The organism is Caminibacter pacificus, from assembly GCF_003752135.1.
GTDB lineage: Bacteria > Campylobacterota > Campylobacteria > Campylobacterales > Nautiliaceae > Caminibacter > Caminibacter pacificus.
Window position 1 is genome coordinate 156,043 of sequence record NZ_RJVK01000002.1, and the last position, 24,628, is coordinate 180,670.

The 24,628-nt window shown below is 34.2% G+C and carries 26 protein-coding genes and 1 tRNA gene; 12 read left to right on the forward strand and 15 right to left on the reverse strand.

The genetic code is table 11. From position 1 onward, the window contains the following. Positions 1-104: 104 nt before the first annotated feature. Both EDC58_RS04545 and EDC58_RS04550 read left to right on the forward strand, forming a co-directional pair. Positions 105-734: a response regulator transcription factor gene (locus EDC58_RS04545; protein ID WP_123352326.1), complete on the forward strand. Its 630-nt coding sequence runs from the start codon at positions 105-107 to the stop codon at positions 732-734. After that, positions 731-1,510: a sensor histidine kinase gene (locus EDC58_RS04550; protein ID WP_123352327.1), complete on the forward strand. Its 780-nt coding sequence runs from the start codon at positions 731-733 to the stop codon at positions 1,508-1,510. Before EDC58_RS04545 ends, EDC58_RS04550 begins: the two co-directional genes overlap by 4 nt. On the opposite strand, the gene EDC58_RS04555 is transcribed toward EDC58_RS04550, so the two are convergent. The 6 genes from EDC58_RS04555 to EDC58_RS04580 all read right to left on the reverse strand — a co-directional run bounded on the left by EDC58_RS04555 (position 1,473) and on the right by EDC58_RS04580 (position 5,334). Further along, positions 1,473-1,598, reverse strand: a complete 126-nt coding sequence (locus tag EDC58_RS04555) for a tRNA uridine 5-carboxymethylaminomethyl modification protein (protein WP_123352328.1) — start codon at positions 1,596-1,598, stop codon at positions 1,473-1,475. The genes EDC58_RS04550 and EDC58_RS04555 overlap by 38 nt on opposite strands. Next, entirely contained in the window at positions 1,591-1,875 is a 285-nt protein-coding gene (locus EDC58_RS04560; RefSeq protein ID WP_123352329.1) for a hypothetical protein, read from the reverse strand. Before EDC58_RS04560 ends, EDC58_RS04555 begins: the two co-directional genes overlap by 8 nt. Positions 1,876-2,013: 138 nt before the next feature. Next, positions 2,014-3,882, reverse strand: a complete 1,869-nt coding sequence (mnmG, locus tag EDC58_RS04565; RefSeq protein WP_123352330.1) for a tRNA uridine-5-carboxymethylaminomethyl(34) synthesis enzyme MnmG — start codon at positions 3,880-3,882, stop codon at positions 2,014-2,016. Then, complete coding sequence (locus tag EDC58_RS04570) at positions 3,869-4,621, reverse strand: hypothetical protein (protein WP_123352331.1); 753 nt, start codon at positions 4,619-4,621, stop codon at positions 3,869-3,871. Before EDC58_RS04570 ends, mnmG begins: the two co-directional genes overlap by 14 nt. Beyond that, positions 4,621-4,938, reverse strand: coding sequence for a flagellar motor switch protein FliN (fliN, locus tag EDC58_RS04575; protein ID WP_123352332.1), 318 nt, complete (start codon positions 4,936-4,938; stop codon positions 4,621-4,623). Before fliN ends, EDC58_RS04570 begins: the two co-directional genes overlap by 1 nt. After that, the gene (locus tag EDC58_RS04580; protein ID WP_123352333.1) at positions 4,939-5,334 is read right to left on the reverse strand and encodes a hypothetical protein; all 396 of its coding nucleotides are present in this window, start codon (positions 5,332-5,334) and stop codon (positions 4,939-4,941) included. Positions 5,335-5,375: 41 nt separating this feature from the next. On the opposite strand from EDC58_RS04580, the gene EDC58_RS04585 reads away from it, so the two are divergent. From EDC58_RS04585 to EDC58_RS04595, 3 genes are all read left to right on the forward strand, one after another. Then, on the forward strand, positions 5,376-6,116 hold the full coding sequence (locus EDC58_RS04585) for a sulfite exporter TauE/SafE family protein (protein ID WP_123352334.1): 741 nt from the start codon (positions 5,376-5,378) through the stop codon (positions 6,114-6,116). Then, a complete protein-coding gene (locus EDC58_RS04590; protein ID WP_123352335.1) occupies positions 6,116-6,571 on the forward strand; it encodes an excinuclease ABC subunit A in 456 nt (151 codons plus the stop codon). The genes EDC58_RS04585 and EDC58_RS04590 overlap by 1 nt, the downstream gene beginning before the upstream one ends. 63 nt (positions 6,572-6,634) lie before the next feature. After that, positions 6,635-7,504, forward strand: coding sequence for a DMT family transporter (locus EDC58_RS04595; protein ID WP_123352336.1), 870 nt, complete (start codon positions 6,635-6,637; stop codon positions 7,502-7,504). Here the strand turns inward: EDC58_RS04595 and EDC58_RS04600 are convergent. Continuing rightward, a complete protein-coding gene (locus tag EDC58_RS04600) occupies positions 7,486-8,295 on the reverse strand; it encodes an AraC family transcriptional regulator (RefSeq protein ID WP_170151116.1) in 810 nt (269 codons plus the stop codon). The two genes, EDC58_RS04595 and EDC58_RS04600, sit on opposite strands and share 19 nt — an antisense overlap. 284 nt (positions 8,296-8,579) lie before the next feature. Between EDC58_RS04600 and uvrA the strand changes: the two genes are divergently transcribed. Continuing rightward, positions 8,580-11,390 carry an excinuclease ABC subunit UvrA gene (gene uvrA, locus EDC58_RS04605; protein WP_123352338.1) on the forward strand — a complete coding sequence of 937 codons (2,811 nt, stop codon included), beginning with the start codon at positions 8,580-8,582 and terminating at the stop codon, positions 11,388-11,390. Further along, positions 11,387-11,725: a hypothetical protein gene (locus tag EDC58_RS04610; RefSeq protein ID WP_123352339.1), complete on the forward strand. Its 339-nt coding sequence runs from the start codon at positions 11,387-11,389 to the stop codon at positions 11,723-11,725. Before uvrA ends, EDC58_RS04610 begins: the two co-directional genes overlap by 4 nt. Here EDC58_RS04610 and EDC58_RS04615 read toward each other — a convergent pair. The 6 genes from EDC58_RS04615 to fabG all read right to left on the reverse strand — a co-directional run bounded on the left by EDC58_RS04615 (position 11,715) and on the right by fabG (position 16,126). Next, complete coding sequence (locus EDC58_RS04615) at positions 11,715-12,164, reverse strand: DUF1931 family protein (RefSeq protein ID WP_123352340.1); 450 nt, start codon at positions 12,162-12,164, stop codon at positions 11,715-11,717. The two genes, EDC58_RS04610 and EDC58_RS04615, sit on opposite strands and share 11 nt — an antisense overlap. 142 nt (positions 12,165-12,306) lie before the next feature. Continuing rightward, positions 12,307-12,840 carry a YfaZ family protein gene (locus EDC58_RS04620; protein WP_123352341.1) on the reverse strand — a complete coding sequence of 178 codons (534 nt, stop codon included), beginning with the start codon at positions 12,838-12,840 and terminating at the stop codon, positions 12,307-12,309. Then, positions 12,837-13,781, reverse strand: a complete 945-nt coding sequence (gene accA / locus EDC58_RS04625; protein ID WP_123352342.1) for an acetyl-CoA carboxylase carboxyl transferase subunit alpha — start codon at positions 13,779-13,781, stop codon at positions 12,837-12,839. Before accA ends, EDC58_RS04620 begins: the two co-directional genes overlap by 4 nt. 6 nt (positions 13,782-13,787) lie before the next feature. Next, entirely contained in the window at positions 13,788-15,011 is a 1,224-nt protein-coding gene (locus EDC58_RS04630) for a beta-ketoacyl-ACP synthase II (RefSeq protein ID WP_123352343.1), read from the reverse strand. 77 nt (positions 15,012-15,088) lie between these two features. Next, positions 15,089-15,322: an acyl carrier protein gene (gene acpP / locus EDC58_RS04635; protein ID WP_123352344.1), complete on the reverse strand. Its 234-nt coding sequence runs from the start codon at positions 15,320-15,322 to the stop codon at positions 15,089-15,091. A 60-nt stretch (positions 15,323-15,382) separates the two neighbouring features. Continuing rightward, positions 15,383-16,126, reverse strand: a complete 744-nt coding sequence (gene fabG / locus EDC58_RS04640) for a 3-oxoacyl-ACP reductase FabG (protein ID WP_123352345.1) — start codon at positions 16,124-16,126, stop codon at positions 15,383-15,385. 50 nt (positions 16,127-16,176) lie between these two features. Between fabG and mraY the strand changes: the two genes are divergently transcribed. The 4 genes from mraY to EDC58_RS04660 all read left to right on the forward strand — a co-directional run bounded on the left by mraY (position 16,177) and on the right by EDC58_RS04660 (position 19,440). Beyond that, positions 16,177-17,232 (forward strand): phospho-N-acetylmuramoyl-pentapeptide-transferase, encoded by a 1,056-nt coding sequence (gene mraY / locus EDC58_RS04645; RefSeq protein WP_123352346.1) that lies wholly within the window; start codon positions 16,177-16,179, stop codon positions 17,230-17,232. A 9-nt stretch (positions 17,233-17,241) separates the two neighbouring features. Beyond that, a complete protein-coding gene (gene sppA / locus EDC58_RS04650; RefSeq protein WP_123352347.1) occupies positions 17,242-18,153 on the forward strand; it encodes a signal peptide peptidase SppA in 912 nt (303 codons plus the stop codon). After that, a complete protein-coding gene (gene murD / locus EDC58_RS04655; RefSeq protein ID WP_123352348.1) occupies positions 18,150-19,322 on the forward strand; it encodes a UDP-N-acetylmuramoyl-L-alanine--D-glutamate ligase in 1,173 nt (390 codons plus the stop codon). The genes sppA and murD overlap by 4 nt, the downstream gene beginning before the upstream one ends. Before the next feature lie 42 nt (positions 19,323-19,364). Continuing rightward, positions 19,365-19,440: transfer RNA gene (locus tag EDC58_RS04660), tRNA-Phe, on the forward strand. Positions 19,441-19,507: 67 nt separating this feature from the next. On the opposite strand, the gene EDC58_RS04665 is transcribed toward EDC58_RS04660, so the two are convergent. Beyond that, a complete protein-coding gene (locus tag EDC58_RS04665) occupies positions 19,508-19,792 on the reverse strand; it encodes a DUF309 domain-containing protein (RefSeq protein WP_123352349.1) in 285 nt (94 codons plus the stop codon). 25 nt (positions 19,793-19,817) lie between these two features. Between EDC58_RS04665 and EDC58_RS04670 the strand changes: the two genes are divergently transcribed. Next, positions 19,818-20,528: a nucleoside phosphorylase-I family protein gene (locus EDC58_RS04670; protein WP_123352350.1), complete on the forward strand. Its 711-nt coding sequence runs from the start codon at positions 19,818-19,820 to the stop codon at positions 20,526-20,528. On the opposite strand, the gene EDC58_RS04675 is transcribed toward EDC58_RS04670, so the two are convergent. After that, positions 20,518-24,480, reverse strand: a complete 3,963-nt coding sequence (locus EDC58_RS04675; RefSeq protein WP_123352351.1) for a hypothetical protein — start codon at positions 24,478-24,480, stop codon at positions 20,518-20,520. The two genes, EDC58_RS04670 and EDC58_RS04675, sit on opposite strands and share 11 nt — an antisense overlap. Positions 24,481-24,628 lie beyond the last annotated feature (148 nt).

The following is a 24,628-nucleotide window of genomic DNA, read 5'->3' on the forward strand; positions in this document are numbered from 1 at the left end:
GGTGGTTAATTTTTTATATTGTGATATTATGAAGTCGATAATAAAGTGAAGATATGAAAAAGAGTTGATAAAATAAAAAATCATAAAAAAACAAAAGGAAATTAATGTTAATCGCTATTATCGAAGATGAAGAGGATTTGTTAGAGTTGCTTGAATTCAACCTCCAAAAAGAGGGATATGACGTTGTTGGGTTTTTGAATTCCAAAAGAGTAAAAGATTTCATTCAAGAAGAAAATCCCGACCTTTTAATAGTCGATAGAAACCTTCCCTTTGTAGAAGGAACTAAATTCGTAAAAAACCTAAGAGAAGAAGGCTACGACATTCCCGTAATCTTTCTCACCGCAAAAAATAGCGATGAAAATATAATAGAAGGATTCGAAGCCGGAGGAGACGATTATATCACCAAACCTTTTAACATGAAAGAACTCTTGATGAGAGTAAAAGCGGTCCTCAAAAGAAATCATAAATTCGAAAACATAATCTCATATAAAAATATGAAGTTAAACCTCGATACGAAAACTTTAAATATCGAAGACGAAACGATAAGATTAACTCCTGCCGAATTCAATTTATTAAAACTATTTTTCGAAAATCCAAAAAGAATAGTCCCCAAAAGCGAAATAGCCGACGTACTTGAAATAGGCGAAAAAAGCGTAAACGTAGCAATCAATAGACTCAATCACAAAATAAATATTTTAGAAGCCATAAGAGGCGTGGGATATAAGCTGAAATGAAAGAAAAAATTTTAAATTTCATAAAATCAAAACTTTTTTCAAAAGAGCTACAACAACTTGAAAACTTAAAAGAAGAAAACAGAAAATTAAAAAAAGAGCTCAAAAAGCAAAAAATAATGAATTCTTTTAAAGACGAAGTAATCTCGGCTATCTCTCATGAATTTAAAAACCCTATCTCAATCATAAACGGATATATAGAAACTATTTTGGAATCAAACCTACCTCCTCAAACCCAGCAAAAATTCCTAAACAAAATCCAAAAAAACACCACAAGACTATCAGAACTCATAGATAGGCTCTATCTTATTACCAAACTCGAAAATAAAAAATTAAAACCCTCATTTTCAACTTTCAAGCTCGATTTATTAATAAAAGATTTGATTCAAAGCTTTGATGAAGAAAGAATATCACTAAACCTAACACCAACTACGATAACCGCCGATAAAAAACTAATCGAAATAGTCCTTAGCAACCTAATCTCAAACGCATTAAAATACTCTAAAAAAGAAATCACCATAAACTTAAACGAAAAATATTTGGAAGTTATAGATAAAGGTTTGGGAATAGACAAACAAAACATAGAAATGATAAAACAAAAATTTTTTAGAATCGCCAAAAACGATTGGGACAACTCTTTAGGACTCGGTCTTGCTATAGTAGAACATATCCTAAAACTACACCACACTCATTTGGAAATAGAAAGCGAAAAAGGAAAAGGAAGCAAGTTTTATTTCGACATTACTTCATTAAAAGATAAGGAACACCCACAACAATAGCTGTTAATACCAAAAGACCGATAAATATTCCTCCCATAAAAAGCCAAAAGTTAAAAGGTTTTTCTTTATTGTTTTGATTTTCACTCATTACATAACTCCTTTACGTTTCTAAAAGAAGCCTTAAGATATGTCGTATCCTCAGGCGTACATACTATAATATCATCATCATGAGTTACGGCATTAAAAACATCACTTAAAGCATCGACATTCATAGCTTTTATACCATATTTTTCTCTTAAATAAGTAATACTCTCAATATCATTCACACCAAAAACCACATTTTCTTGATTTTTTACCTCATCAACAACCCTATCCATTCTTTCAAACTTCTTATCATCCGCAGTATATACGTAACAATAAATCATCTCTTATCCTTTATATAGTTTATATTTACGAATTCACTTTTTATTGTCTTCTCTTACCTCACCTATTCCTTCTATTCCTCTTCTTTATCAATTTCACAAATTCACAATTTCACAATTTCAACACTCTCACTACTTCCCTTAGTCTCTTTTCCTCATATTTATATACATATGAATAATATCAATCGCCGCAGGCGTTACACCGCTGATTTCGCTTGCGGCAAAAAGTGTAGGCGGTCTGAATTTTTCAAGTTTTTCAACCACCTCGCGTGAGAGTCCCGGAATTCCTCTATATTCGAAATCTTCAGGGATTTTTACGCTTAACATCTCTTTCATTCTATCGATTTGGGCTTTTTGTTTTTCGATATAGTGATGATATCTGCTCTCGATTAATAACTGCTCAAGAGCTTCATCGCTTAAATCTTTAAGTTCAGGAACCAATTTTAGTAATTTTTCTTTATCAAAGGTATGACGACCCACTATTTTTCTAAGTTCCATTTTGCTTTGGATTCTCTCTTCGCCCATTTCTTCAAGTTTTGCGTTTATCTCTTTATTCGGCGTTACGAACGTTTCATTTAGATATTTCATACCTTTTTCGATTTCGTTTTGAAGTTTTTCTATTCTTTTATATGTTTCTTCATCAAGAAGTCCGAGTTCATATCCTTTTGGCCCGAGTCTTAGTATTGCGTTGTCTTCTCTTAGAAGAAGTCTGTATTCGCTTCTGCTCGTAAACATTCTATAAGGCTCGTTAGTACCTTTTGTTACCAAATCATCTATCAACACACCGATATAAGCTTCGTCTCTTCTTAAAATAAGAGGCTCTTTTTCATCAATTTTAAGTGCTGCGTTGATACCTGCCATTATCCCTTGAGCCGCAGCTTCTTCGTATCCGGTAGTTCCGTTTATTTGCCCGGCAAAAAACAGCCCTTCGATTTGTTTCGTTTCAAGGGAATGTTTTAGGTTTGTAGGCTGAATAAAATCATACTCGATAGCATACCCGAATCTGACTATTTTGGCGTTTTCAAGTCCCGGAATCGAATGTATAAAATCTTCTTGAACATCCATCGGCAACGAAGTTGAAAGTCCGTTTAGGTAATATTCGGTCGCTTCGATAGTTTGAGGTTCCACAAAAACGTGGTGTCTCTCTTTATCCGGGAATTTATTGAGTTTATCTTCGATACTCGGACAATATCTCGGTCCAATTCCTTCAATCTGCCCTGTAAATAGAGGCGCTCTATGGAAGTTGCTTTTGATAATGTCGTGTGTCGTTTCATTGGTATATGTAATGTAACAAGGAAGTTGTTTAGGATTGAATTTGCTTTTATCCGTTCTGAAACTAAAAGGTTTAGGGTTTTCATCACCCGGCTGAATTTCCATTTTTGAAAAATCTATAGTCCTTGCGTCAATTCTTGCGGTCGTACCCGTTTTTAATCTCTCAAGTTTAAATCCCAAATCTTCAAGCGATTTTGAAATTTTCTTAGCAGGCAGTTCGTGAAATCTACCTCCTTCAAGTTTCACCGGACCGAAATGCATAAGCCCTCTCATAAACGTACCGGTAGTGAGTATCAACGCTTTACATTGATATTCGTTTAAAAGATTCGTTTTTACTCCGTAAACTTTTCCGTTTTTTACCAAAATTTCATCAACAATCTCTTGAGCGACCGTAAGATTGGGAGTATTTAAAATTTGCGTCCTCATCCAGATTCTGTATCTATCCATATCTATTTGAGCCCTGCTTCCTCTTACAGCCGGACCTCTGTTTTCGTTAAGCACTCTAAACTGAATACCGGCATTATCGGTAGCAAGAGCCATAAGCCCGCCTAAAGCGTCGATTTCTTTTACCAAATGCCCTTTTGCAAGACCCCCGATTGCAGGGTTACAGCTTGCAGCACCGATTTGTTCTACGAGCATTGTTAAAAGTAAGGTTTTTTTACCCATTTTTGCTGCGGCGTTAGCCGCTTCGATTCCGGCGTGTCCTCCGCCGACAACTATAACGTCAAATTGTTTCATCAAGCTCCTTTAACTCTTCTGCGTTTTTAATATATTTTTTTATCTCGTCCATTTTTTCGACTTTTAAGTATTCGTCAAACTCTTTTTGAGTGGTAATATGCACCATATCGTCATCAAAAACGTCAAGTAACAGATTGGTATTACCAACAAGCATTAGATATTTTCTTTTGTTAAATTCAAATAAAACCACTTTATTTTTAGCATCGATAGGCTTTTGTAAAACAACCGCCATTTTCATATCTTTGCTTGGCAGTTTAGGCATTCTTTTTTTCATAAGGTATAGGATTATAGCAAGAATTATTAAAATTGCAAGTCCGATAAAATATGAAGTCAAATCAATGCTTTTATCGGGGTTTTGAGCCATAAGAGCCTGGACTTCGTTTTTTTGAGGCGTAGCGTTTGAGATTCTGAATCTTATTCCGTATCCGTCAGGTGTCAGTGCTACCGAAGTGGTGAATTTCGCTATAGGAAAAATCTTAATTTTCACTCCGTCTTTATAAGGCAAAACCTCAACTTTTTTCAAAAAAGAGTTATCGAAGCTTTTTGAAACGATTTTGGTAGTAAAAATATTACTGAGATAGTATTCGGTATTTGAGAGTTTTATAACTTTTCCGTCGTATTTACTATCAAGAGACAACAAAATATCGACGTTTTTATTATCATGCGGGAAAAAATTGACATTAATCAAGTTCCCGGCATACAAAAAAAGAGCCGTCAAAAATATTATAAGCTTTTTCATCAGTGCTCTTTTGTCAAATAGTAAATTAACGAATTGGCATCAAGCACTTCGTTTAGTCTGATAGCGAGGTTTTTTTCATAAACCATAACTTCCCCTTTCCCTATAATCCTGCCGTTTACATACACTTCCGCACTCTCTCCGGCAGGTTTTTTCAAATCGATCACACTTCCTCTTTGAAGAGACAATATCTCTCTTAAGCTCATCTCCACCCTACCCAAATCGCTCTCAAAAACAACTTCGGTATCAAGCAAGTTCGAATAATCAGGTATCAATTCGTCGATATCTTCGATATCGACAAACTCTTCGTTCTCTTTCATTTATCTCTCCTTCAAGAGGATATAAAAATCTCTCCCGTTTAATTTAAAACAATACATATTGTCGTAATCTATCGATTTATATTCTCCCAAAAATTCAGGAACCGAGATATCGAATTTTATATTTTTATCAAGAGCTTTTACTTTTGAAGCCCCTATTATAAGATTTGCTATTTCGTTTGAGAGGTCATCGACGTCATACTCGGTATCTCCGAAAAAAAGTTCGCTTACCAAATCAAGTTTATCTTTTGGCAAGACAAGATATATATCGTAATTTTCATCACCGCTTATCGAAATCTTGCTGACATAACCTCTTAAATTTTTTTCATTACATTCGGTTAATTGCGCTCCTAAAGAACTCGCAAACTCCTTAGCAGACTCGTTTATAACGTCAAACATCCATTCTCCTTTGATATAATTTTATCAAAAAAGGACTTTTTTTGATAACTGCTATTATTATCGGCATTTTTGTCGGATTCTTTTCAGGTTTTTTAGGAATTGGTGGCGGAACCATACTTGTTCCCGTACTTTTGTTCTTAGGTTTCGGGTTTAAAGAAGCCGTAGGAATAAGCGTAACACAAATGATGATGAGCTCAATTTACGGCAGTTACCTCAACTACAAAAAAGGTCTTTTAAAAATAAAAAACGGACTCTCTCTTGCCGTAGGAGGCGCAATCGGCGCGGCACTTAGCGGTCTTATAGTCAAATATACTTCAAAAGACATTTTAGGAGCCATATTCTTAACTCTCGTATTTATTGCGATAATAAGATTTTTCGTAACTGTAAAAGAACCCCACGACGAACCGCCGATAGACAATAAAAAACTTTTTTTCATCGGTCTTTTCGTAGGAGCCATAGCCATAAGTGTCGGAGTAGGAGGAGCCATACTCATAACTCCGATATTGGTCGGATTTTTAAAATACAAATTAAAAACCACTGTCAGTCTCAGTCTGTTTTTTGTGGTATTCTCTTCGGTTTCAGGATTTATATCCCAAAGCTTAGCGGGGCATATTAACTATTTGGAAGGTTTTTCAATCGGTATTGCAAGTCTGATAGGTACCTATTTCGGTGTTAAGCTCTACCACAAAGTAGATACCAAAATCCACAAAAAAATTCTTCTTGCTTGGTATATATTCATTTTCTTTGCTATGATATACAAACTATATTTTCAAGGAAATTGATGGATTTAAAACTTATTTCGGAGATTTTGATAATCTCTATTATCGCTTTTAGGATTTATATTTTAGAAAGTTTCAACATAAAATCCGCAGCCGATAAACTATTCGCTCTTTATTACATAAAAAACCACTACCCTATTTTGGGATACATAATCCTTTTTTACATTCTTGAAATCATAATCATCCAAATAGCTCTTTTAAAAATAGTCGATATTGTTTTGATAATTATTTTTATGATGGAGCTTTTCTTAATCTACAGACATATTTTCATAGCACTAAAAACCGACGACAGAGACGATTATATCGATATAGTCATAAAACGAATGTTTAAAACCCTAACTTACAGCGAATACCAAGAAATCAAAGGCGAGCTTTATAAACCCCTACCGAAATGGAAACTCTACCTCACGGAAATGATGGTCTTTTTCTTTGCCATATGGTCTATCGAGATGGGATAAGAGCAAAAATTTACAAGATTTAATCTCTCAATTTTTCTACACTTTTATAAAAAAGTTTTCAAAATGAGAAAAAACAATCTTTTATACCATTTTATCGCACTTGTTACAATCATCATTTGGAGCCTGACGTTTATACAGACGAAAATCTTACTAAAATATCTAAGCCCCGAAGAAATTTTATTAGATAGATTTGTCATAGCATGGATAATATTTTTTATTATCTTCCCAAAAATAAAATTCTTTTCATTAAAAGAAGAGCTTATTTTCGTGTTTTTAGGTTTTAGCGGTATTTTCGGATATTATATACTCGAAAACATATCCTTATCACTCACATCCGCAATCAATGTAGGAATAATCGTCACATCAGCCCCGATTTTTACTACAATTTTAAAAATCACAACTCAAAAAACAAACTCTAAAAAAGTTTTATTTTCAATAATCGGCTTCATTTTTGTAATCATCGGTTTATTAATAATGGAAATTAAACATATTTCAAAACCGAATCTCGGAGATATATTAGCAATATTAGGAGCTTTGTTTTTCGGTGCATATTCATTTGTTTTAGGAAAAGTAAATTCCAAAACAAATTCGATATTAATTACAAGAAAAAGCTTTTTTTGGGGTATTGTGTTTTTAATGATTTTTTTATTTTTTAAACATTTCAATTTTAGCGATATAAAAATATACCAAAACGTCGACGTGTGGTTTAATATTTTATTTTTATCGTTTTTTGCCACGGCATTATGTTTTTTTATGTGGAAAAAAGCCGTCTCAAAAATAGAAACAAAAGCAAGCAATTATATTTATCTTGTACCGATTATCAATACTCTTGCCGCAGTTTTTATATTAAACGAAAATATTACCGCTTCCATGTTTATATCGATAATTATTATACTCTCAGGACTTTTTATAAGTCAAAAATTCGGCGTATAGTTTTTATATTCAAAAGGTGTGGCTGCCGTATAACTTTTAAATACTTTATGAAAATGACTCTGGTCGTAAAATCCTACCTCATATGCCACATCAACTATATTTTTTTCTTTTAATAATTTTTTGGCTTTTTCAATTCTCATATTCATAAGAAACTTATGAGGAGAAATACCGAAAGCTTTTTTAAAACTTCTACTGAAATGATACGGACTAAGCTCGCAATGTTGTGATATCTCAAAAAGAGTGATGTTTTTATAAAAATATTTTTCGATATATTTTTTTGCTTTTTTTAGTTTTTCTATTTCAAATGTTTCTTTTTTTCTCTTTTTGTCTAAAAAATTTATAAAAATTTCACTAAAAAACTCTTCAAGCAAAGCTTCTTGTTCTAAATACAAAACATTAGAATCAATAATTTTTTCACATAAAAATATAAATTTAGAATAATACTTTTCACTCTTTATTATTGCACTTTTTATTGGAATAAATTCATTAACTTCAAATATATTTTTTTGTAAATTAAAAAGCCATTGAGTATCGACATACATCATATAATAACTTCTTTTTTGCTTTTTGTAAGGATTACAAGAATGAAGCTCAAAAGGATTAAAAACGACAAGTTCATTTTTATTTAAATGATATTTTTTATTTTCAAAACTCAAAATTGTCGTTCCCTTAATAAGAGCGCCTATCGAAAATTCACAATGAAAATGTTCCTTATACCTTAAATTATTATCTTCACTTTTTCTTATCTCGATATATGATATTTTCTCATCTTTAAAAAAATAATTTTTCATATCTTCCCTTTTCAAAATCATAAACCTCTATCCTTAAACTTTCCTTAAAAATATGGTATAATTCGCGATTAACAAAAATTTATTTTTTATAGTTTACAACAGATTAAATGCACTCAACAAGAGTGCAAATTTCTTTACACTTCAAAAAGCTAAAAAGTGCAGACCACTTCGTTTTAAGTGCACTTTTTTAAACGCTTTTTTCCGTTAAAATTTGCAATTGTTTCGCTTTATTTAATCTGTTGTACATTTTAAATATTAATAAACATAAAAAACAGGAGTGTAAATTGGACAAAATCAAAATCATAGGCGCCAGAGAAAACAATCTAAAAAATATAGATTTAGAAATTCCGAAAAATTCTCTTATAGTTTTTACGGGTTTATCGGGAAGTGGAAAAAGTACGCTCGCTTTTGATACTTTATATGCCGAGGGACAAAGAAGATATATAGAATCTCTAAGCTCATACGCAAGGCAGTTTTTGCAAAAGACGGGAAAACCGGAAGTCGATAAAATAGAAGGACTCACTCCCGCAATCGCAATAGACCAAAAAACCACTTCCAAAAACCCCCGCTCAACCGTAGGGACGGTTACGGAAATATACGATTATCTAAGACTACTTTATGCAAGAATTGGAATCCAGCACTGCCACCTTTGCGGCAAAGAAATCACTCAAATGACTCCTCAGGATATTATCAATGAGGTTTTAAAACTGCCTGAGGGAGCAAAAATAATAATTTACGCTCCTTTAATCAAAGAGAAAAAAGGCGAATTTCACGATTTGCTTGAAAAACTAAGAAAAGAAGGAATAATAAGAGCCTATATCGACGGCGTCATCGTAAGGCTTGATGAAGAAATCGAACTTAAAAAGACAAAAAAACACACAATAAAAGCCGTAATCGATAGAGTAATCGTAAAAGAAGAAAACAAATCCCGTATCGCAGAAGCGGTCGAAAAGGCCCTAAATAAGAGTTTCGGAGAGGTGGAAATAGAGATTTTAAATGCAAAAGATTTGGGACTTGAGAAGGATTTTATCCATTACAGCGAACATATGGCGTGTTTTGATTGTAAGGTGAGTTTTGAAGAGCTCGAACCTCTTGCGTTTTCTTTTAACTCTCCAAAAGGCGCGTGTCCTAAGTGTGACGGGCTTGGAGTGACTTATACTCTTGATATCGAAAAGGTTATAAAAGACAAACCCCTAAATAAAGGTGCAATTCCGCTTGTCTGGGGATTTAATAAAAAATATTATCAGGAATTTTTCAAGGCTCTTTGCCAAGAAATCGGCGTGGATATGAATAAAAGCTTTTATGAGCTTGATGATTATCAAAAGAAAATAATCCTAAACGGCACGGCTTATGAGATAGAGTTTAATTACGGAAAACATAAAATATCAAAAAAATGGCCCGGACTCAGACAAATAGCTCTTGATTTATACAAAGACGAGGATATGAGTGAGATTATGAGCGAGAGTGTGTGTCCCGCGTGTAAGGGATTCAGGCTAAAACCCGAAAGCCTTGCCGTAAAAGTAGCTGGTAAAACTATCGCCGAAATTATCTCTATGCCAATTGATGAAGCTTATAAATTTTTTAGCGATGAAAGTAATTTTTCTCATCTTACGAATCAGCAAAAAAGAATCGCCGAACCTATACTAAAAGAAATCCGCGAAAGACTCTTTTTCTTAGTGGATGTTGGGCTTGGATATCTCACACTCCACAGAGACGCAAGGACGATAAGCGGAGGTGAGAGTCAAAGAATCAGAATAGCAAGCCAGATAGGAAGCGGACTTACGGGTGTGATGTATGTGCTTGACGAGCCGAGTATCGGACTTCACGAAAGAGATACGCTAAAACTGATAAACACCCTCAAAAACCTTAAAAACAAAGGAAACACCGTAATCGTAGTCGAACACGACAGAGAAACGATACTAAACGCCGATTATATCGTAGATATTGGTCCTGGTGCCGGAAAATACGGAGGAGAAGTCGTATTTTCGGGAAACGTTGAAGAGCTTATGAAAAGCGATACCGAAACGGCTAAATATCTAAGATACGAAAAAGATATAAATTATCAAAAAAACCGCCCTCAAAAAGAGTGGATAGAAATCAAAAACGTAAATATCCACAACATCAAAAACCTAAACGTAAAAATTCCTCTAAGAAACCTGGTATGCGTCACGGGTGTGAGCGGCAGCGGAAAAAGTAGCCTTATTTTACAAACCCTGCTTCCGGTAGCGCGCGAAATCCTCAACCACGCGCACAAAATCCAAAAAGTAAAAGGCGTAGAAATCACGGGGCTCAAACAGCTCGATAAAGTGATATATCTCGACCAAAGCCCGATAGGCAGAACTCCTCGCTCAAATCCTGCGACTTATACGGGAGTGTTTGACGATATAAGAGCGCTTTTCGCTTCAACACCTGAAGCCCAGCTTAGAGGCTATACTCCAGGACGTTTTAGCTTTAACGTAAAAGGCGGAAGATGTGAAGTGTGTAAAGGTGAAGGGCAAATAAAAATCGAAATGCACTTTTTACCCGACGTGCTCGTAACGTGCGAAGCGTGCGGAGGAAAAAGATATAACGAACAGACTCTTGAAATCAAATACAAAGGCAAGTCCATAGCCGACGTTTTGGAAATGAGTGTGGATGAAGCGTATGAGTTTTTTGAAAAAATACCGAAAATCAAACAAAAACTCCAAACCCTAAAAGACGTGGGACTCGGATATATCACACTCGGACAAAACGCGGTAACTCTAAGCGGCGGAGAAGCTCAAAGAATCAAGCTTGCAAAAGAGCTAAGCCGTAGAGATACCGGAAACACCCTTTATATTCTTGACGAGCCGACAACGGGACTTCATTTCAAAGATATTGACAACCTCATGAAAGTATTACAACATCTCGTAGATTTAGGCAACAGCGTAATAGTAATAGAACACAATCTCGATTTTATAAAAAACGCCGATTATATCATCGATATGGGACCTGAGGGAGGAAGTGGCGGCGGTAGAGTAATCGCCACGGGAAGCGTTGAAGAGATTATCAAAAAATACAAAGATATAAGTTATACGGCAAAATATTTGGCAAAAGAATTGGAAAGAATAAAATGAAAAAACTGATGATTTTGTTTTTTCTTTTTTTTGTTAATGCAAAAGGGGAAGAAAAAGGATTTTGTTTACTTCTTAAAATCTATGAAAAATGTAATACCAACGCCGTAAAATATCACGTTTTAGGTCAGAAAAAAGCTTGTAATCAAATTGCTTTAAAATACGAACTTTTAGTTAAAGATTTTCTTCAAAAAAAGAATCAACTTCCTTCTTCACAAATAGATGATTTCGCTCAAAATTTAGCAGTTGCGTGTTATGCAGGGTGTATGAATAAAAAAAGAGGTTTTGAAATATTAAAAAAGCAGTGTTTAAAAGAAAGAGGAAAGATTAAAGAGTAAGGTCTAAAATTCTTCCTGTTTTTTCGATAGCTTCTTTTGATGGTTTTCTCTCAGCTCCAAGCTCTTTTAGAACTCTTGCGATAATCAACATCAATGCACCGATATACTCAGGCAATTTCGCTTCAAGTTCCGCGCTAATAGGATATTTTAGCGGTGGAATTTGTTCTAAGAATTGAAGTACGTCTTTAATATCCACTTCTTCTTCAAGCTCTCTAAATTGTCTAAGAGACTCTTCAAAACCTTTTGTAACAGGCATATCAGGTTCCATAATTACGTCTCTTCCGTTGTATCCGGCTTTTTCAACCGCTACAAGCAACATATCGTGAAATTTTTTCTCTACGATATCGATAATTTCATCAGCTTTTGATTTGTCCAAATCTACTCCGGCCGCTTTTCTAAATACGGCTTCAAGTTTTTTGAATCCAACTACTCTTGGCATTCCCGCTCCTTTTTAGTTTTTTGATATTATACAAATTAAGCCGATTATTGTCAAGTTTTTTAAATAAAAACAATAACAAAAAGTGCATAATTATCCGTATGATTTTTTAAATAAGTAACATAAAAAAGAAAAAGGAAAAAAATTAGAAGTTAAATCCGGCTCCGATGTAGAAGCTTGAATCGTAGTTGCTGTTGAAGCTTATATTTCTATATCCTGCGAAAATTTCCGCATTTTCGATAGGTTGTACACCACCTTCGATATAAAGTCTGCTAAATCTGTCCGCATCGTCAAAACTTAACACTTTAGGAGCGAATTCATATTCTCCTCTAACAAAAGTAGGAATTTGCATATTCGGTATAAAACTATTAACTCCTATACCGATAGGAAGTGCGGAATTGTTTTTTGTATGTACGAAATCCATAATCAATGAAAATTTAACGTAATTCAAATCGATTCCGATTAAATTTCCTTCACCTTTTACACCGATTGAATAAAAATTATTTCTATTGTCATTGTCATTATAAAGAAAAGTACCTCTTGCAAAAATATTGTTTTGAGGGTCCACTTTATATTGAGCGTTTACTTCGATAGTATCGTTTGTGATTTTTACATTCGCAAAGTTTTCAGCCATAAGCATCGATGATGCTATCATAGCACCTAATATAAGTTTTTTCATTTTTTAGCCTCCTTAAAGCTACCGTAATTTAAATATTTTTCGAATCTTCTTTGAAGAAGTTCTTCTTTTGAAAGATTTTTTAACTCCTCTATCTGAGCTAAAAAGTATTTTTTAATATTTTCCGCCGTTTTATCATAATCTCTATGAGCACCCTCAAGCGGCTCGTCGATAATATCGTCAATTAATCCGAGCTCTTTTAACTCTTCGGCGGAAATTTTAAGAGCTTTTGTCGCCGTTTCGGATTTAGAATTATCACCCCACAAAATAGCGGCACAGCCCTCAGGTGAAATAACGCTAAATACCGAATATTTAAGCATTGCGAATTTGTCCGCCACACCGATTGCAAGAGCTCCGCCGCTACCGCCTTCACCGATTACAACCGAAACGGTAGGGGTTTTAATTCTTGATAATTCAAGAAGATTTCTCGCAATTGCTTCGCTTTGTCCTCTCTCTTCGGCACCGATACCCGGAAAAGCACCCGGAGTATCCACCAAAAACAAAATAGGCAAATCGAATTTTTCCGCAAGTTTTGCTACTCTTAGAGCTTTTCTGTATCCTTCGGGATGAGGCATACCGAAGTTTCTTTTTAGTTTATCTTTTGTGTTTCTACCCTTCTCTTCTCCGATAACTACGCATTTCTCACCCTCAATCGTACCTATAAAACATACGATAGCTTCATCATCCCTAAATTCTCTATCGCCGTGAAGTTCATATTTTTCGTCCATTATTCTTTCTATTATGTCTATTGCGTGAGGTCTGTCGGGATGACGAGCAAGAAGAAGTTTTTGGTATGGGGTGAGGTTTTTAAAAGTTTTAGTGATTTCTTGTTTTAATTCTTTTTCTAAAGTCTCAACAGCGTGATTGTCGCCTTTGATTTTAGCAACGTCAATTTGCTGTTTTAACTCTTCTATTCTTTTTTCAAAATCAAGTACCGCCAAGATAAACCTTTATTTTACTTTTTTAAATATTACAACTCCGTTTGTACCACCGAAACCGAACGAGTTACTCATAGCAACTTCGATTTCAGCTTCTCTCGCTTTATTCGGAACATAATCCAAATCACATTCCGGATCCGGTTCTTCGTAATTGATTGTCGGTGGTAAGATGTTTTTATTCATAGCCATTAAAGTAATAACCGCTTCGATAGTTCCGGCAGCACCTAAACAATGCCCCGTCGCACCTTTAGTCGAACTTACAGGAGGGCATTTTTCTTTTCCTCCGAAAAGCGTCTTAATAGCCATTGTTTCATAAAGGTCGTTATATTTTGTTGATGTTCCGTGCGCGTTAATATAGTCGATTTTCGGACGTCCGGCCATTTCATAAGCCATTTTCATAGCTCTATAAGCACCTTCTCCTCCAGGAGCCGGAGTAGTGATGTGGTTTGCGTCTCCGCTCTCACCCACACCGATAATTTCTCCGTAAATTTTAGCGCCTCTTGCTACAGCGTCTTCATATTTTTCAAGAATCAAACAAGCACCGCCTTCACCCATAACGAATCCGTCTCTTTTCGCATCAAACGGTCTGCTTGCATGCTTAGGGTCGTCGTTTCTTGTAGATAGAGCTTTCATAGCGGCAAATCCGCCAACTCCCACAGGACAAATACAAGCTTCTCCGGCCACTACCATCATTTTATCAGCCATTCCGGCTTTTAGAGTTTTATATGCTTCCGTGATAGCGTGAGTTCCGGCCGCACAAGCAGTTACGCTTGCAAGGTTAGGACCTTTTAGTCCGTATTCGATAGATACGAATCCGCCTATCATATTTACAAGAGCGCTCGGAATAAAGAAAGGAGAAATTCTTCTCGGACCTCTCGTTTCAACGATTACGCTTGCTTTTTCGATAACAGGAAGTCCCCCGATACCGCTTGCCGCAGAGATACCGAATCTTTCTCCATTATAATCTTCAAGCCCGCTATCGGCCATAGCTTCTTTTGCCGCAGCAAGTGCGAGTTGAATGAATCTGTCAGCTTTTTTTACCTCTTTCGCATCCATAATAGTTTTAGGGTCAAATCCTTTTACTTCTCCAGCGATTTGAGAACCGAACCCTTCAGGATCGAAGTGAGTAATTCTGTCAATCCCCGTCTTACCGGCGATAATATTATCAAAAGCTTCATCTTTATTAAGACCAACCGCATTAATCATCCCGATACCAGTTACAACAATTCTGCTCATTTAATCCCTTTCGTGTGATATGAAGTAGATACCGCTATACCCACTTCATATTACACTGCCAAAAAGGCAGAAAAAAATTATTTTTTATGTTGTTCGATGTAATTTACTACGTCTTGAACAGTTTGGATTTTTTCCGCTTCGCTATCAGGAATTTCGATTTCGAATTTTTCTTCAAGAGCCATAATCATTTCAACAACGTCAAGGCTGTCAGCTCCCAAATCTTCTACGAATTTAGCTTCCGGTTTTACTTCCTCCGGACTTACGTTTAATTGCTCAACGATAACTTCTTTTACTTCATCAAATAGTGCCATAAGGTCTCCTTTTTTTTAATTTTTCAGCATTTTAGCAAAAAATTTTCACTCAGACAAATTTTACATATACATTCCGCCGTTTACTTTAAGCGTTTCTCCCGTAATGTAACTTGCTTCGTCGCTTAAAAGAAAAGCAACCGCATTTGCAACCTCAACAGGATTTGCAAGTCTTTTTAGAGGAATTTTATTTAAAATCTCCTCTTTTACCTTTTCAGGAAGATTTTTTGTCATATCTGTATCGATAAATCCCGGAGTTACGGTATTAAATCTAATATTTCTCGCCGCACCTTCAAGTGCGAAAGTTTTTGTCATAGCGATAACTCCGCCTTTACTCGCAACATAATTCGCCTGACCTACGTTTCCGCTTTCGGCTACTACACTCGCTACGTTTACAACGCTTCCGAATCTTTTTTTACTCATTACTTTCAGTGCCTCTCTACATCCTATAAATGTAGAAGTAAGATTTGCGTCGATTACTTTTTTGAAATCTTCCACACTCATTCTCATAGCAAGTTTGTCGTTTGTAATACCAGCGTTATTTACAAGATAACTAAGCTCTCCGTCGCTATCGATTATAGTTTTTATAGCTTCGACAAACGCTTTTTCATCAGCTACGTCAAAACCGATAACTGCCGCACTCCCGCCTTCGTTTTCGATTTCTTCTTTTAATTTGTCCGCAAGCTCGGCGTTACTTCTGTAATTTATCCAAACTTTTACTCCGTTTTTTGCCAAAACTCTTGCTATTTCGGCTCCGATTCCCCTGCTTGCACCAGTAATTAATGCATTCTTACCGGAAAATGTCATATTAATCTCCTTTTTGTTTTGATAAAATTTTACCTAAAAAAAGGTTTTTGATGTTATATTATTTATACGAGCACTTCGGAATCAATCTATTCCACTATATTTCGGTTAGAGCAATTATATCCTTTTTTATAGCATTTTTGCTAACTCTATATCTTATGCCTAAGTTCATTACTTGGGCAAAAGAAAAAGCCACCCAGCCAATATACGATTTGGCTCCCGAAAATCATCAACAAAAATCAAAAACCCCTACAATGGGCGGAGTCGTTTTCATTTCAAGCGCCATTATCGCCATAATTTTAACGGTCAAGTTTAATTTTTTTACGATAATCTCTCTTCTTAGCGCACTCGGATTTATGCTTATCGGCATAATGGACGATTGGGGCAAAATCAAAGGAAAAAGCAACCAAGCAGGTCTTAGCGCAAAAAGAAAATTCATCCTCCAATGGATTTTGGCATTTTTAATTGCGTTTGCTCTTTATTTTTACGGATTCGATACGAGTCTTTATATTCCTTTTTATAAATATCCGGTTATCGATATGGGAATTTTTGCCGTAGTATTTTGGGCTTTTGTGATTGTGGGAATGAGCAACGCCGTTAATCTTACCGACGGACTTGACGGACTTGCTACGATTCCGAGCGTCTTTTCGTTTTTGACTCTTTCCATATTTTTATATTTCAGCGGAAACGCTATTTTTAGTAGATATTTATATCTGCCTTTTGAACTTGGAGTCGGAGAAGTGGTCGTAATTTCTATGGCTCTTATGGGAGCGCTTTTAGGATTTTTATGGTATAACGCAAATCCGGCTGAAATTTTTATGGGAGATAGCGGAAGTTTGACCTTGGGAGCGTTAATAGGACTATTCGCTATTTTTGCAAAAAGCGAAATTCTTTTGATTTTCATCGGTTTCGTATTTATTATGGAAACGGTTTCGGTTATACTTCAAGTAGGAAGTTACAAAACAAGAGGAAAAAGAATTTTTCTTATGGCGCCGATTCATCACCATTTCGAAGAACTCGGTTGGAGCGAAAACAAAATTACGATAAGATTTTGGATAATCGCTTTAATTACAAATATCATAGCAATTTTAAGCATTAAAATCAGATAAAGGAATAAAATGTACGATTATGAAACACAAAACGAAAAATTAAAAGCCGAAATCAAAATATTTAAAATAAAAGCTTTAAAAGAAAAAATAGTGCTTTTCGGAGTGGTGTTATTGATTTTGGCGGAAGTATTGCTGCTTTTTTCGTTTTTTAAAAAATCTCTTTTCCCTGCAAAACCTATCCGTTCTCCATACGTTGCGGTTATAAATATCGATAAAACCATTACGGTTCCGTATATCGACAAACTCACAAAAAGAATGCAAGCGTTACTAAAAGACAAAAACTGCAAAGAATTTTTATTGATTTTCAACACTCCTGGCGGCAGCCCGAGTGCGAGTGACGAATTTAATGCGTTTTTAAAATGGGTTAACAAAAAGAAAAAAGTAAACGTTTATGTAGAGAGTATGGCCGCAAGCGGCGGATATTACATCATCAGCGCAATCAAACCTATCGTTGCCAATAAAAACGCAGTTGTTGGAAGTATAGGTGTTATTATGCCTCACTTCGTAATTAAAAAACTGGCTGATAAATTGGGAGTTGAAGAAGACTCTCTTACAATCGGAAAATATAAAGAACCTGTATCGTTATTTAGAAAATTTAGTGAAAAAGACAAAGAATACCTAAAATCTCATCTTTTAATGCCTACATATCAAAACTTCCTACAAACGGTTGCAAAAGACAGAAATATCTCTATAGACAAACTAAAACAATACGCGGACGGGAAAATTTATGTAGCGAGTATCGTAAAAGGTATTTTGGTAGATAAAATTTCCACACTTATCGAATACAAAGAGGAGATTAAAAAAAGACTCGGCAAAAACGTAAAATTCATAGATATTCCGCTTGAAAGAAAAAGAGTGCCGTTTTTCAATATAAAATTGACAAGCGACATCGGAAAGTTTCTTGAAAAGATAGCTCAATGAAATCTCTTTTCGGATACGGAATTACGACAAAAGAGATAGCAAAAAGCGGCAATTGGCATATATTCGACGATAACTTTAAAGAAGTGAGTTTTGATAAATACGGAAACAAACTCCTACCCTCTTCCCTTTTCAAACCCGAAAAATCAAAACTCGAAATAACCTCTCCGGGAATCCCGCCAAGTCACGAGCTTATTAAAAAGGCTAAAAATTTAATTAGCGAATTCGATTATTACTATTCGAAAATGCCTTTTAGCATATGGATTACGGGCACAAACGGCAAAACCACTACGACAGAAATGATTCATCATATTCTGCCGCATTCCGATATAGGCGGAAACATCGGTATTCCTCTTGGAAAACTCGATATAAACAAAAAATTTTGGGTTTTGGAAGTAAGTAGTTTTCAGCTTCACTACACCACATTTGCAAAACCGAATATTTTTGTCGTATTACCGCTAAAAGAAGACCATATTTCATGGCACGGAAGTTTTGAAGAGTATGTAAATGCAAAACTTTCCCCTCTTAAAAGAATGAACGAAAGAGATGTGGTGATTATGCCTAAAAAATTCGACAGAGAAACAAAAGCTTATAAAATATTATACGAAAACGAACACGACTTGATTGACAAATTCAACTTCAAAAACCTAAATTTCAAAACTCCTTTTTTGCTTGATGAAGTACTTGCTAAAGTCGTTTTTTATATTCTATTTTTCAAAGAACCGGATTTGAGTGATTTCAAAATCGACCCTCATAAATTGGAAGAATTTAATGACAAAAAAAATAGACTATGGGTGGATGACAGCAAAGCCACAAACGTAGATGCCACACTAAACGCTCTAAAAAGATACGAAGATAAAAAGATACTTTTAATATTAGGAGGCGTAGATAAAGGTCAAAATTTCGAAGAGCTGTTCGAATATATGAAAAGTTTGGATATCAGGCTGTTTATCATAGGTGAAAACACAACTCTTTTTGAAAATTTAGCCAAAAAATATTCAATCGATTACAAAATACCTAAAACTTTAGAAAAAGCGGTTAATGATATCGACAAAATTCACGATCAAAATAGCGTAGCACTTCTTAGTCCTGCGTGCGCAAGTTTTGACCAATTCAACGGATATAAGCATAGAGGCGAAGAATTTAAAAAATTCGTATCGAAATTACCATAAATTAAGGAAACTTTAAGAAACATTGTATATAATTTCACTCGCGCCCAGGTAGCTCAGTCGGTAGAGCAAGGGACTGAAAATCCCTGTGTCGGCGGTTCGATTCCGTCCCTGGGCACCATTTTCAAAGCTCCTTAGTTTAGTCAGACACTTTTTTAAAACAATTTTTCATTTAGCTCACGGGCCTCTTAAAAAGGCCTCTTAGAATCCAAAAATTCCATAAGCTCTACAAATTCCGGTTTTTGAACGTATAGATATTTGTATTTTTCATATGTAGCCCAAACTTTTTTGTAGTTATCTCTTCCGCGTTTTTTGAGCTCCATTGCAACCGCCGCGTTAATAAAACCTCTATAAGCGTTTTTAAAAGGATGATTCGTTTTTCTTATCGTATGCCAATACTCTTCCAATACTTCGTGAGCCTCATAATACTCACCTCTTAGTATCAATTCTTTAAACTCTTCAAAAAGTTTCATATAATTCCTTTAAAAAGGTTTTTTAATGCTGAATATTATTACGGCACTCAAAATAGAAGCCGAACCTATTATTAAAAAATACGACTTAAAAGCCCGAAACGGAATATACCAAAATAAATACATAAATTTAATAATAACGGGCCAAGGAAAAATAAAATCGGCAATAAACACCGCTCTTTTGTTACAAAAATTTCCTCAAAAAACATTAAATATAGGTATAGCAGGCTCTGATGAATTTGATATTAACGAAGGTTTTTTTATTCATAAAATTACGGATACCGATAGCGGATTTGAATATTACCCGGACTTTTTTGAAGAAAATTCAAAAGAAATTTTCACTGTCTCAAAACTTGGAAAATATCACTCTTTAACGGATATGGAAAGCAGCGGTTTTTTTGAGGCTTGTTATAAGTTTTTGAGTGTTGAGAATATTATTTTATACAAGATAGTAAGCGACACCCCAAAAATCAAACCCGATAAAAAACTCATACCCGATTTAATCGAAAATCATTTATTTATTATAGAAAAACTTCTTGATGAAAAAAACGATTTTTTTAAAGATATAGAAGAATTTTTAGAAAAGGCCAATCAAAAAATGAAACTGACAAAAACACAATATGAAGAGCTTAAAAAAATAATCGTTTATTACAAAATAAAACAAAAACCTTTCCCGAAAATTCCTATTTTAAAAAACAAAAAAGAGGTAAGCGAGTTTTTAAACTCTCTTACCAGTTAATAGCTTTTACTTGAGACTTAGAAGCATTAACGTCCGCGCTTGATTGAGCCTTTATAGTTCTATTATTTTCAGGTGCGTAAGTAGAGTTATTGTCTCCAATACCGGCCCAACCGCTAGCAACAATCAAGAAGTTTATTTTATTACATGGATGAGTTAAACAGTTATGATTCGTACTGCTTGGAGCTTGATAAGTCGTCGCTTTAGGATGATACCACATCCAACTTGAAATATCATATTCTCCTCTTACGCTATACGGAAGAGGCTTTGACGTAGTATATTTCAAATCTTCATATCCGGAACTAATAGGACTTAAAGATAATGAAACATTAGGAACGACTGAATTAGTAATATTGATATCTCCTTCCAAACTACTATTATGGAAATTATTAACTTCCCAATTTCCGTTTTTGTAGTACTCGTATTTTACACTGTTATGTATAACACCAGAATAACTGGAAATATCAGGAATCACAATTCTTCCATAAATAAAATTAGCATTAAGATTCACTAAAACATTACCATTAACCGCATCACTATCAAGAGCATTAATTGATGTTAAATTAAACACAAAAGGATTCACAGGCGAAGAATAATCTTTTTTAAAGTTAATTTTCGTATTAATTTGAGCTAATCCGTTACTAAATTTATTTTTAATTACAGTAAATGAAATAGGTAATGTATTTAAAGTATCATGAACGACCGTTTCATTTTCTTCTTTATAAAGTAAATTGAAATTATTTGTTACCGTCGAATGTGATACATTAACTTCAACATTATCGGCATAACATGCTTTTTTATAATTTTGCGTTGTTTGTCCGTCTTTGTTTTTTGCAATAAGAGAAAAACTCAAAACACTCGACATATTCAAATCTCTTGAGATATATGTAAAACCATTTCCTCCGTTATTATATGAAATAGTTGAAATGGCAAAATTATAAGGTATAAAAGTTTTTATTATAGTTGCTGTAGAGATTAAATTTCCTTCAGGATTTAGATTATCATTTGAATCTACATTTGCAAATTCACTACCGTTTACTTCTTTTACACTGATATTCAAATCACCAACTTCACTATATTTTAAAACGACATTAGCAGTACCGTTAATAAATTTTACAGGATTAGTAATAAAAGTAATTACCCCACGATTACATCCGTTACTTGCATTCGTATCATTATAATCAAGCATAGGTGAAACATTTGATAAATTTAGAGTTTCATTATAATCGATACTTGGAACTCCGTTGTTGTCTAAAGCTTTAATTGTAAACGTGTAATTTTCGCCGGCTTTCAATTTTCCACTCGGAGCTGTAATTTGAAAATTCTTAGGTCTTACCGAAAAATTATCTCTACTATATGCATGTTCTCCGAAATGACCGAATAAACACTCTAAACATCTTTGATTTTGTTTAGCTGGATTATTTCCTCCATAACCGGTCGCTTTATTATAATAACTACATTCTCTAGCACAAAAACAATCTGGAATATCCTCACTTGCTGTTCTCATACAATTTTCAGCCTCTTGTCCGTATTTAGCTGCCATCATCTCCCAAATACAACTCATAGTAATGTCGCCACTACCTTCTATTTGAGCTTGACATTCATTCATAGTAGTCCATCTAAAAGCTAGACCGTCTCTATCACCTTTAATATAAGTAATTCTAAACCTTGCGTTTTTAATAGCTTGCGGAACATTAAAACTCAATTCAACCGACTTTCCGTTAAAAACGACAAATGTTGGAGATATACTTTGTTTATGATTTAATTCATCTTCATTAGTAACATTGGCATCAACTACCGACACCATAATAAACCCGTGATAATCGCTTAAAGTCGTATTGTCATCCGAAATATGAATAATATCCACTGTAAAAGGTTTATTTACGATTTTAGTATATAAATTATTTAATGGATCGTTTTCATCAGCAGGATCACTGTTTTGATTAAGTATTGTTTGCAAATTATTTGGCTCTACTGCGTTAAACGTTCCAAACGGAGGAGTATAAACATTAGCAACGGTATTAAATGGTACGCACTTTACAATTTCTTGAGCGTTATCGTCTTCGATTTTAACCCAATCGGTCTCAAATGAAGCTTTAAAATTAAAAACGCCGTCCAAATCAATTTGTGTAGCATTCTCATCTACATTAAATTTCCCTAAAAAATTTACATAAACTTTTGCATTATTATCATCAAAATTACTTGCTACACGCAATAAACCTCCGTTATTTTCATCCGCACCGTCACCTATATTATATTTACTTAAATTAGTATCAGCATAAAATGTAAACAAATCATCATTTGGTTCATCGCTCTGATGAATAAAATCGTTCCAGCCGATATTTTTCATTGATGTAGTATTTTGAACATATTCGAAATAATGGGTACTCATAAATATTTTAACGTCTTTAGCATCTGCAATATCTTCATCTAAAGGGTCTTTTTTCATATTTGAATACCATATTGTGATATTGTATTCTTTTGACGGGTCGATTTGAGCGTTATCTATAAATTGGCCGTTTTGATAAATAATTTTATCTCCATCTCTTATAGTATCAATGTAATAACAAATTCTTGGCTGATACAGTTCTGTAGCAAACGCTATCATTCCCAAAAATATTCCGTCAACCGTAGTATGCACGTTTAAAGTAGCACTATACTCCGAAGCATCAGGATTAGCATCTCTAATTTTAGTCATTGCCACACTTGCATCAAAATTATCAATATCGATTCCGTTATTATTCTCTAACATAGGAATTCTTAAAATATCATCACTTAATACCGAGTCAAATTCGTTATTCGGATCAAAACCAGGAGCATTTTCCGTTAAATTAATATCGTTTATATCGACATAATCTCCTATGTTGCTTTTTTCACCTTCTGCCGAAAAAACAGTCATTTGAGATTCAACGGCACCATTATGAGGTAAAACTAAATGATCTACCGTTATCGAAAGATTAGGAATACTCGAATAGAGATTTTTAAATCCTTTATAAATATTAATGCTTCTTAATTTTGCATTAGGATCTTGAGTGTCTTCGGTATAAATAACAACCAAACTCCATGCCCCGTAATTCCCGAGTTTACTATCTAATCCCTGAGAAGTAACCAAATTAGAAATTTGTATCGGAAGACCCGAAGATTTAATTATTGAAAGTTGAGAGTTTAACATATCCAAATAATTACTATCCAAAACTACGTATGCACCGTATTTTACACCGTTTCTTTTTTCAAAATCATCTAAATGATTCTCTTCATCACCTTTAAAATCTTCACATCCGCTTGTAAGTTTACAAAAATATCTGCTATCACCTTTATAAAAAAGTTCATCCGCTTCTACAATCCTAAAGTTATAATTTCCTATCTTCAATCCCACCAAATTTGCATACATATCTTTTATTTTATCTATATTATTTTCGGGTAAATCGTTTGAGAGATTATAATAAGTCTGATTGATATCCGAATAATAATCGTATATATATTTATGATCATCGCTTTGATTGGTATAATATTTATCATATCCGTCGTCTAAACTTATATTCGATGTATAATTACTGGATAAATATGAATAATTATTAATATGCCCTTGCCAAAAAAGAGCAGCCCAAACTATTTTTTTAGCGTCTGCGGGCAATTTTAAATAAGCAACCGAACCGTATTCCAAACTAATATTTTCGTCATCAATATCCGAAGTAATTAAGTATCTAGCAATATATTTATTATTATAGAAATGAAAATTATCGTCTTTTTTAATAGGACAAATTGTAATAGATTCGTTACTTTCAAGACTTTTACAAAGAGTAACACCTTCAACAGTATTTCCGATTACAGCATAGTTTCCGTAAATATTTCTTGTTTCTTGAGGATTGATTAATCCAAAGTCACTGTAATCATCCGTAAAAACAGTTGCGGAAGATATAATTACACTAAAGATGAATAGTAAAAATTTTTTCATGAGTACCCTTTTTCGATTTAGATAAATTAATCTTCGATTAATATCTTTTTAAAATTATACAAAACCAATGTAAAATTGGTGTCAGATATTAAAATAAACTGAGCTTTTTTATTTTTTAGTGTAACTTTTTATAACAAAAAGAAAAAGA

Excerpts from the sequence above, each read along its gene's own strand:
- EDC58_RS04545 (WP_123352326.1), top strand. The coding sequence starts at position 105 with ATGTTAATCGCTATTATCGAAGATGAAGAGGATTTGTTAGAGTTGCTT.
- EDC58_RS04550 (WP_123352327.1), top strand. The coding sequence starts at position 731 with ATGAAAGAAAAAATTTTAAATTTCATAAAATCAAAACTTTTTTCAAAA.
- EDC58_RS04555 (WP_123352328.1), bottom strand. The coding sequence starts at position 1,598 with ATGAGTGAAAATCAAAACAATAAAGAAAAACCTTTTAACTTTTGGCTT.
- EDC58_RS04560 (WP_123352329.1), bottom strand. The coding sequence starts at position 1,875 with ATGATTTATTGTTACGTATATACTGCGGATGATAAGAAGTTTGAAAGA.
- mnmG (WP_123352330.1), bottom strand. The coding sequence starts at position 3,882 with ATGAAACAATTTGACGTTATAGTTGTCGGCGGAGGACACGCCGGAATC.
- EDC58_RS04570 (WP_123352331.1), bottom strand. The coding sequence starts at position 4,621 with ATGAAAAAGCTTATAATATTTTTGACGGCTCTTTTTTTGTATGCCGGG.
- fliN (WP_123352332.1), bottom strand. The coding sequence starts at position 4,938 with ATGAAAGAGAACGAAGAGTTTGTCGATATCGAAGATATCGACGAATTG.
- EDC58_RS04580 (WP_123352333.1), bottom strand. The coding sequence starts at position 5,334 with ATGTTTGACGTTATAAACGAGTCTGCTAAGGAGTTTGCGAGTTCTTTA.
- EDC58_RS04590 (WP_123352335.1), top strand. The coding sequence starts at position 6,116 with ATGGATTTAAAACTTATTTCGGAGATTTTGATAATCTCTATTATCGCT.
- EDC58_RS04595 (WP_123352336.1), top strand. The coding sequence starts at position 6,635 with ATGAGAAAAAACAATCTTTTATACCATTTTATCGCACTTGTTACAATC.
- EDC58_RS04600 (WP_170151116.1), bottom strand. The coding sequence starts at position 8,295 with ATGAAAAATTATTTTTTTAAAGATGAGAAAATATCATATATCGAGATA.
- EDC58_RS04610 (WP_123352339.1), top strand. The coding sequence starts at position 11,387 with ATGAAAAAACTGATGATTTTGTTTTTTCTTTTTTTTGTTAATGCAAAA.
- EDC58_RS04615 (WP_123352340.1), bottom strand. The coding sequence starts at position 12,164 with ATGCCAAGAGTAGTTGGATTCAAAAAACTTGAAGCCGTATTTAGAAAA.
- EDC58_RS04620 (WP_123352341.1), bottom strand. The coding sequence starts at position 12,840 with ATGAAAAAACTTATATTAGGTGCTATGATAGCATCATCGATGCTTATG.
- EDC58_RS04630 (WP_123352343.1), bottom strand. The coding sequence starts at position 15,011 with ATGAGCAGAATTGTTGTAACTGGTATCGGGATGATTAATGCGGTTGGT.
- acpP (WP_123352344.1), bottom strand. The coding sequence starts at position 15,322 with ATGGCACTATTTGATGAAGTAAAAGAAGTTATCGTTGAGCAATTAAAC.
- fabG (WP_123352345.1), bottom strand. The coding sequence starts at position 16,126 with ATGACATTTTCCGGTAAGAATGCATTAATTACTGGTGCAAGCAGGGGA.
- mraY (WP_123352346.1), top strand. The coding sequence starts at position 16,177 with ATGTTATATTATTTATACGAGCACTTCGGAATCAATCTATTCCACTAT.
- sppA (WP_123352347.1), top strand. The coding sequence starts at position 17,242 with ATGTACGATTATGAAACACAAAACGAAAAATTAAAAGCCGAAATCAAA.
- murD (WP_123352348.1), top strand. The coding sequence starts at position 18,150 with ATGAAATCTCTTTTCGGATACGGAATTACGACAAAAGAGATAGCAAAA.
- EDC58_RS04665 (WP_123352349.1), bottom strand. The coding sequence starts at position 19,792 with ATGAAACTTTTTGAAGAGTTTAAAGAATTGATACTAAGAGGTGAGTAT.
- EDC58_RS04670 (WP_123352350.1), top strand. The coding sequence starts at position 19,818 with ATGCTGAATATTATTACGGCACTCAAAATAGAAGCCGAACCTATTATT.
- EDC58_RS04675 (WP_123352351.1), bottom strand. The coding sequence starts at position 24,480 with ATGAAAAAATTTTTACTATTCATCTTTAGTGTAATTATATCTTCCGCA.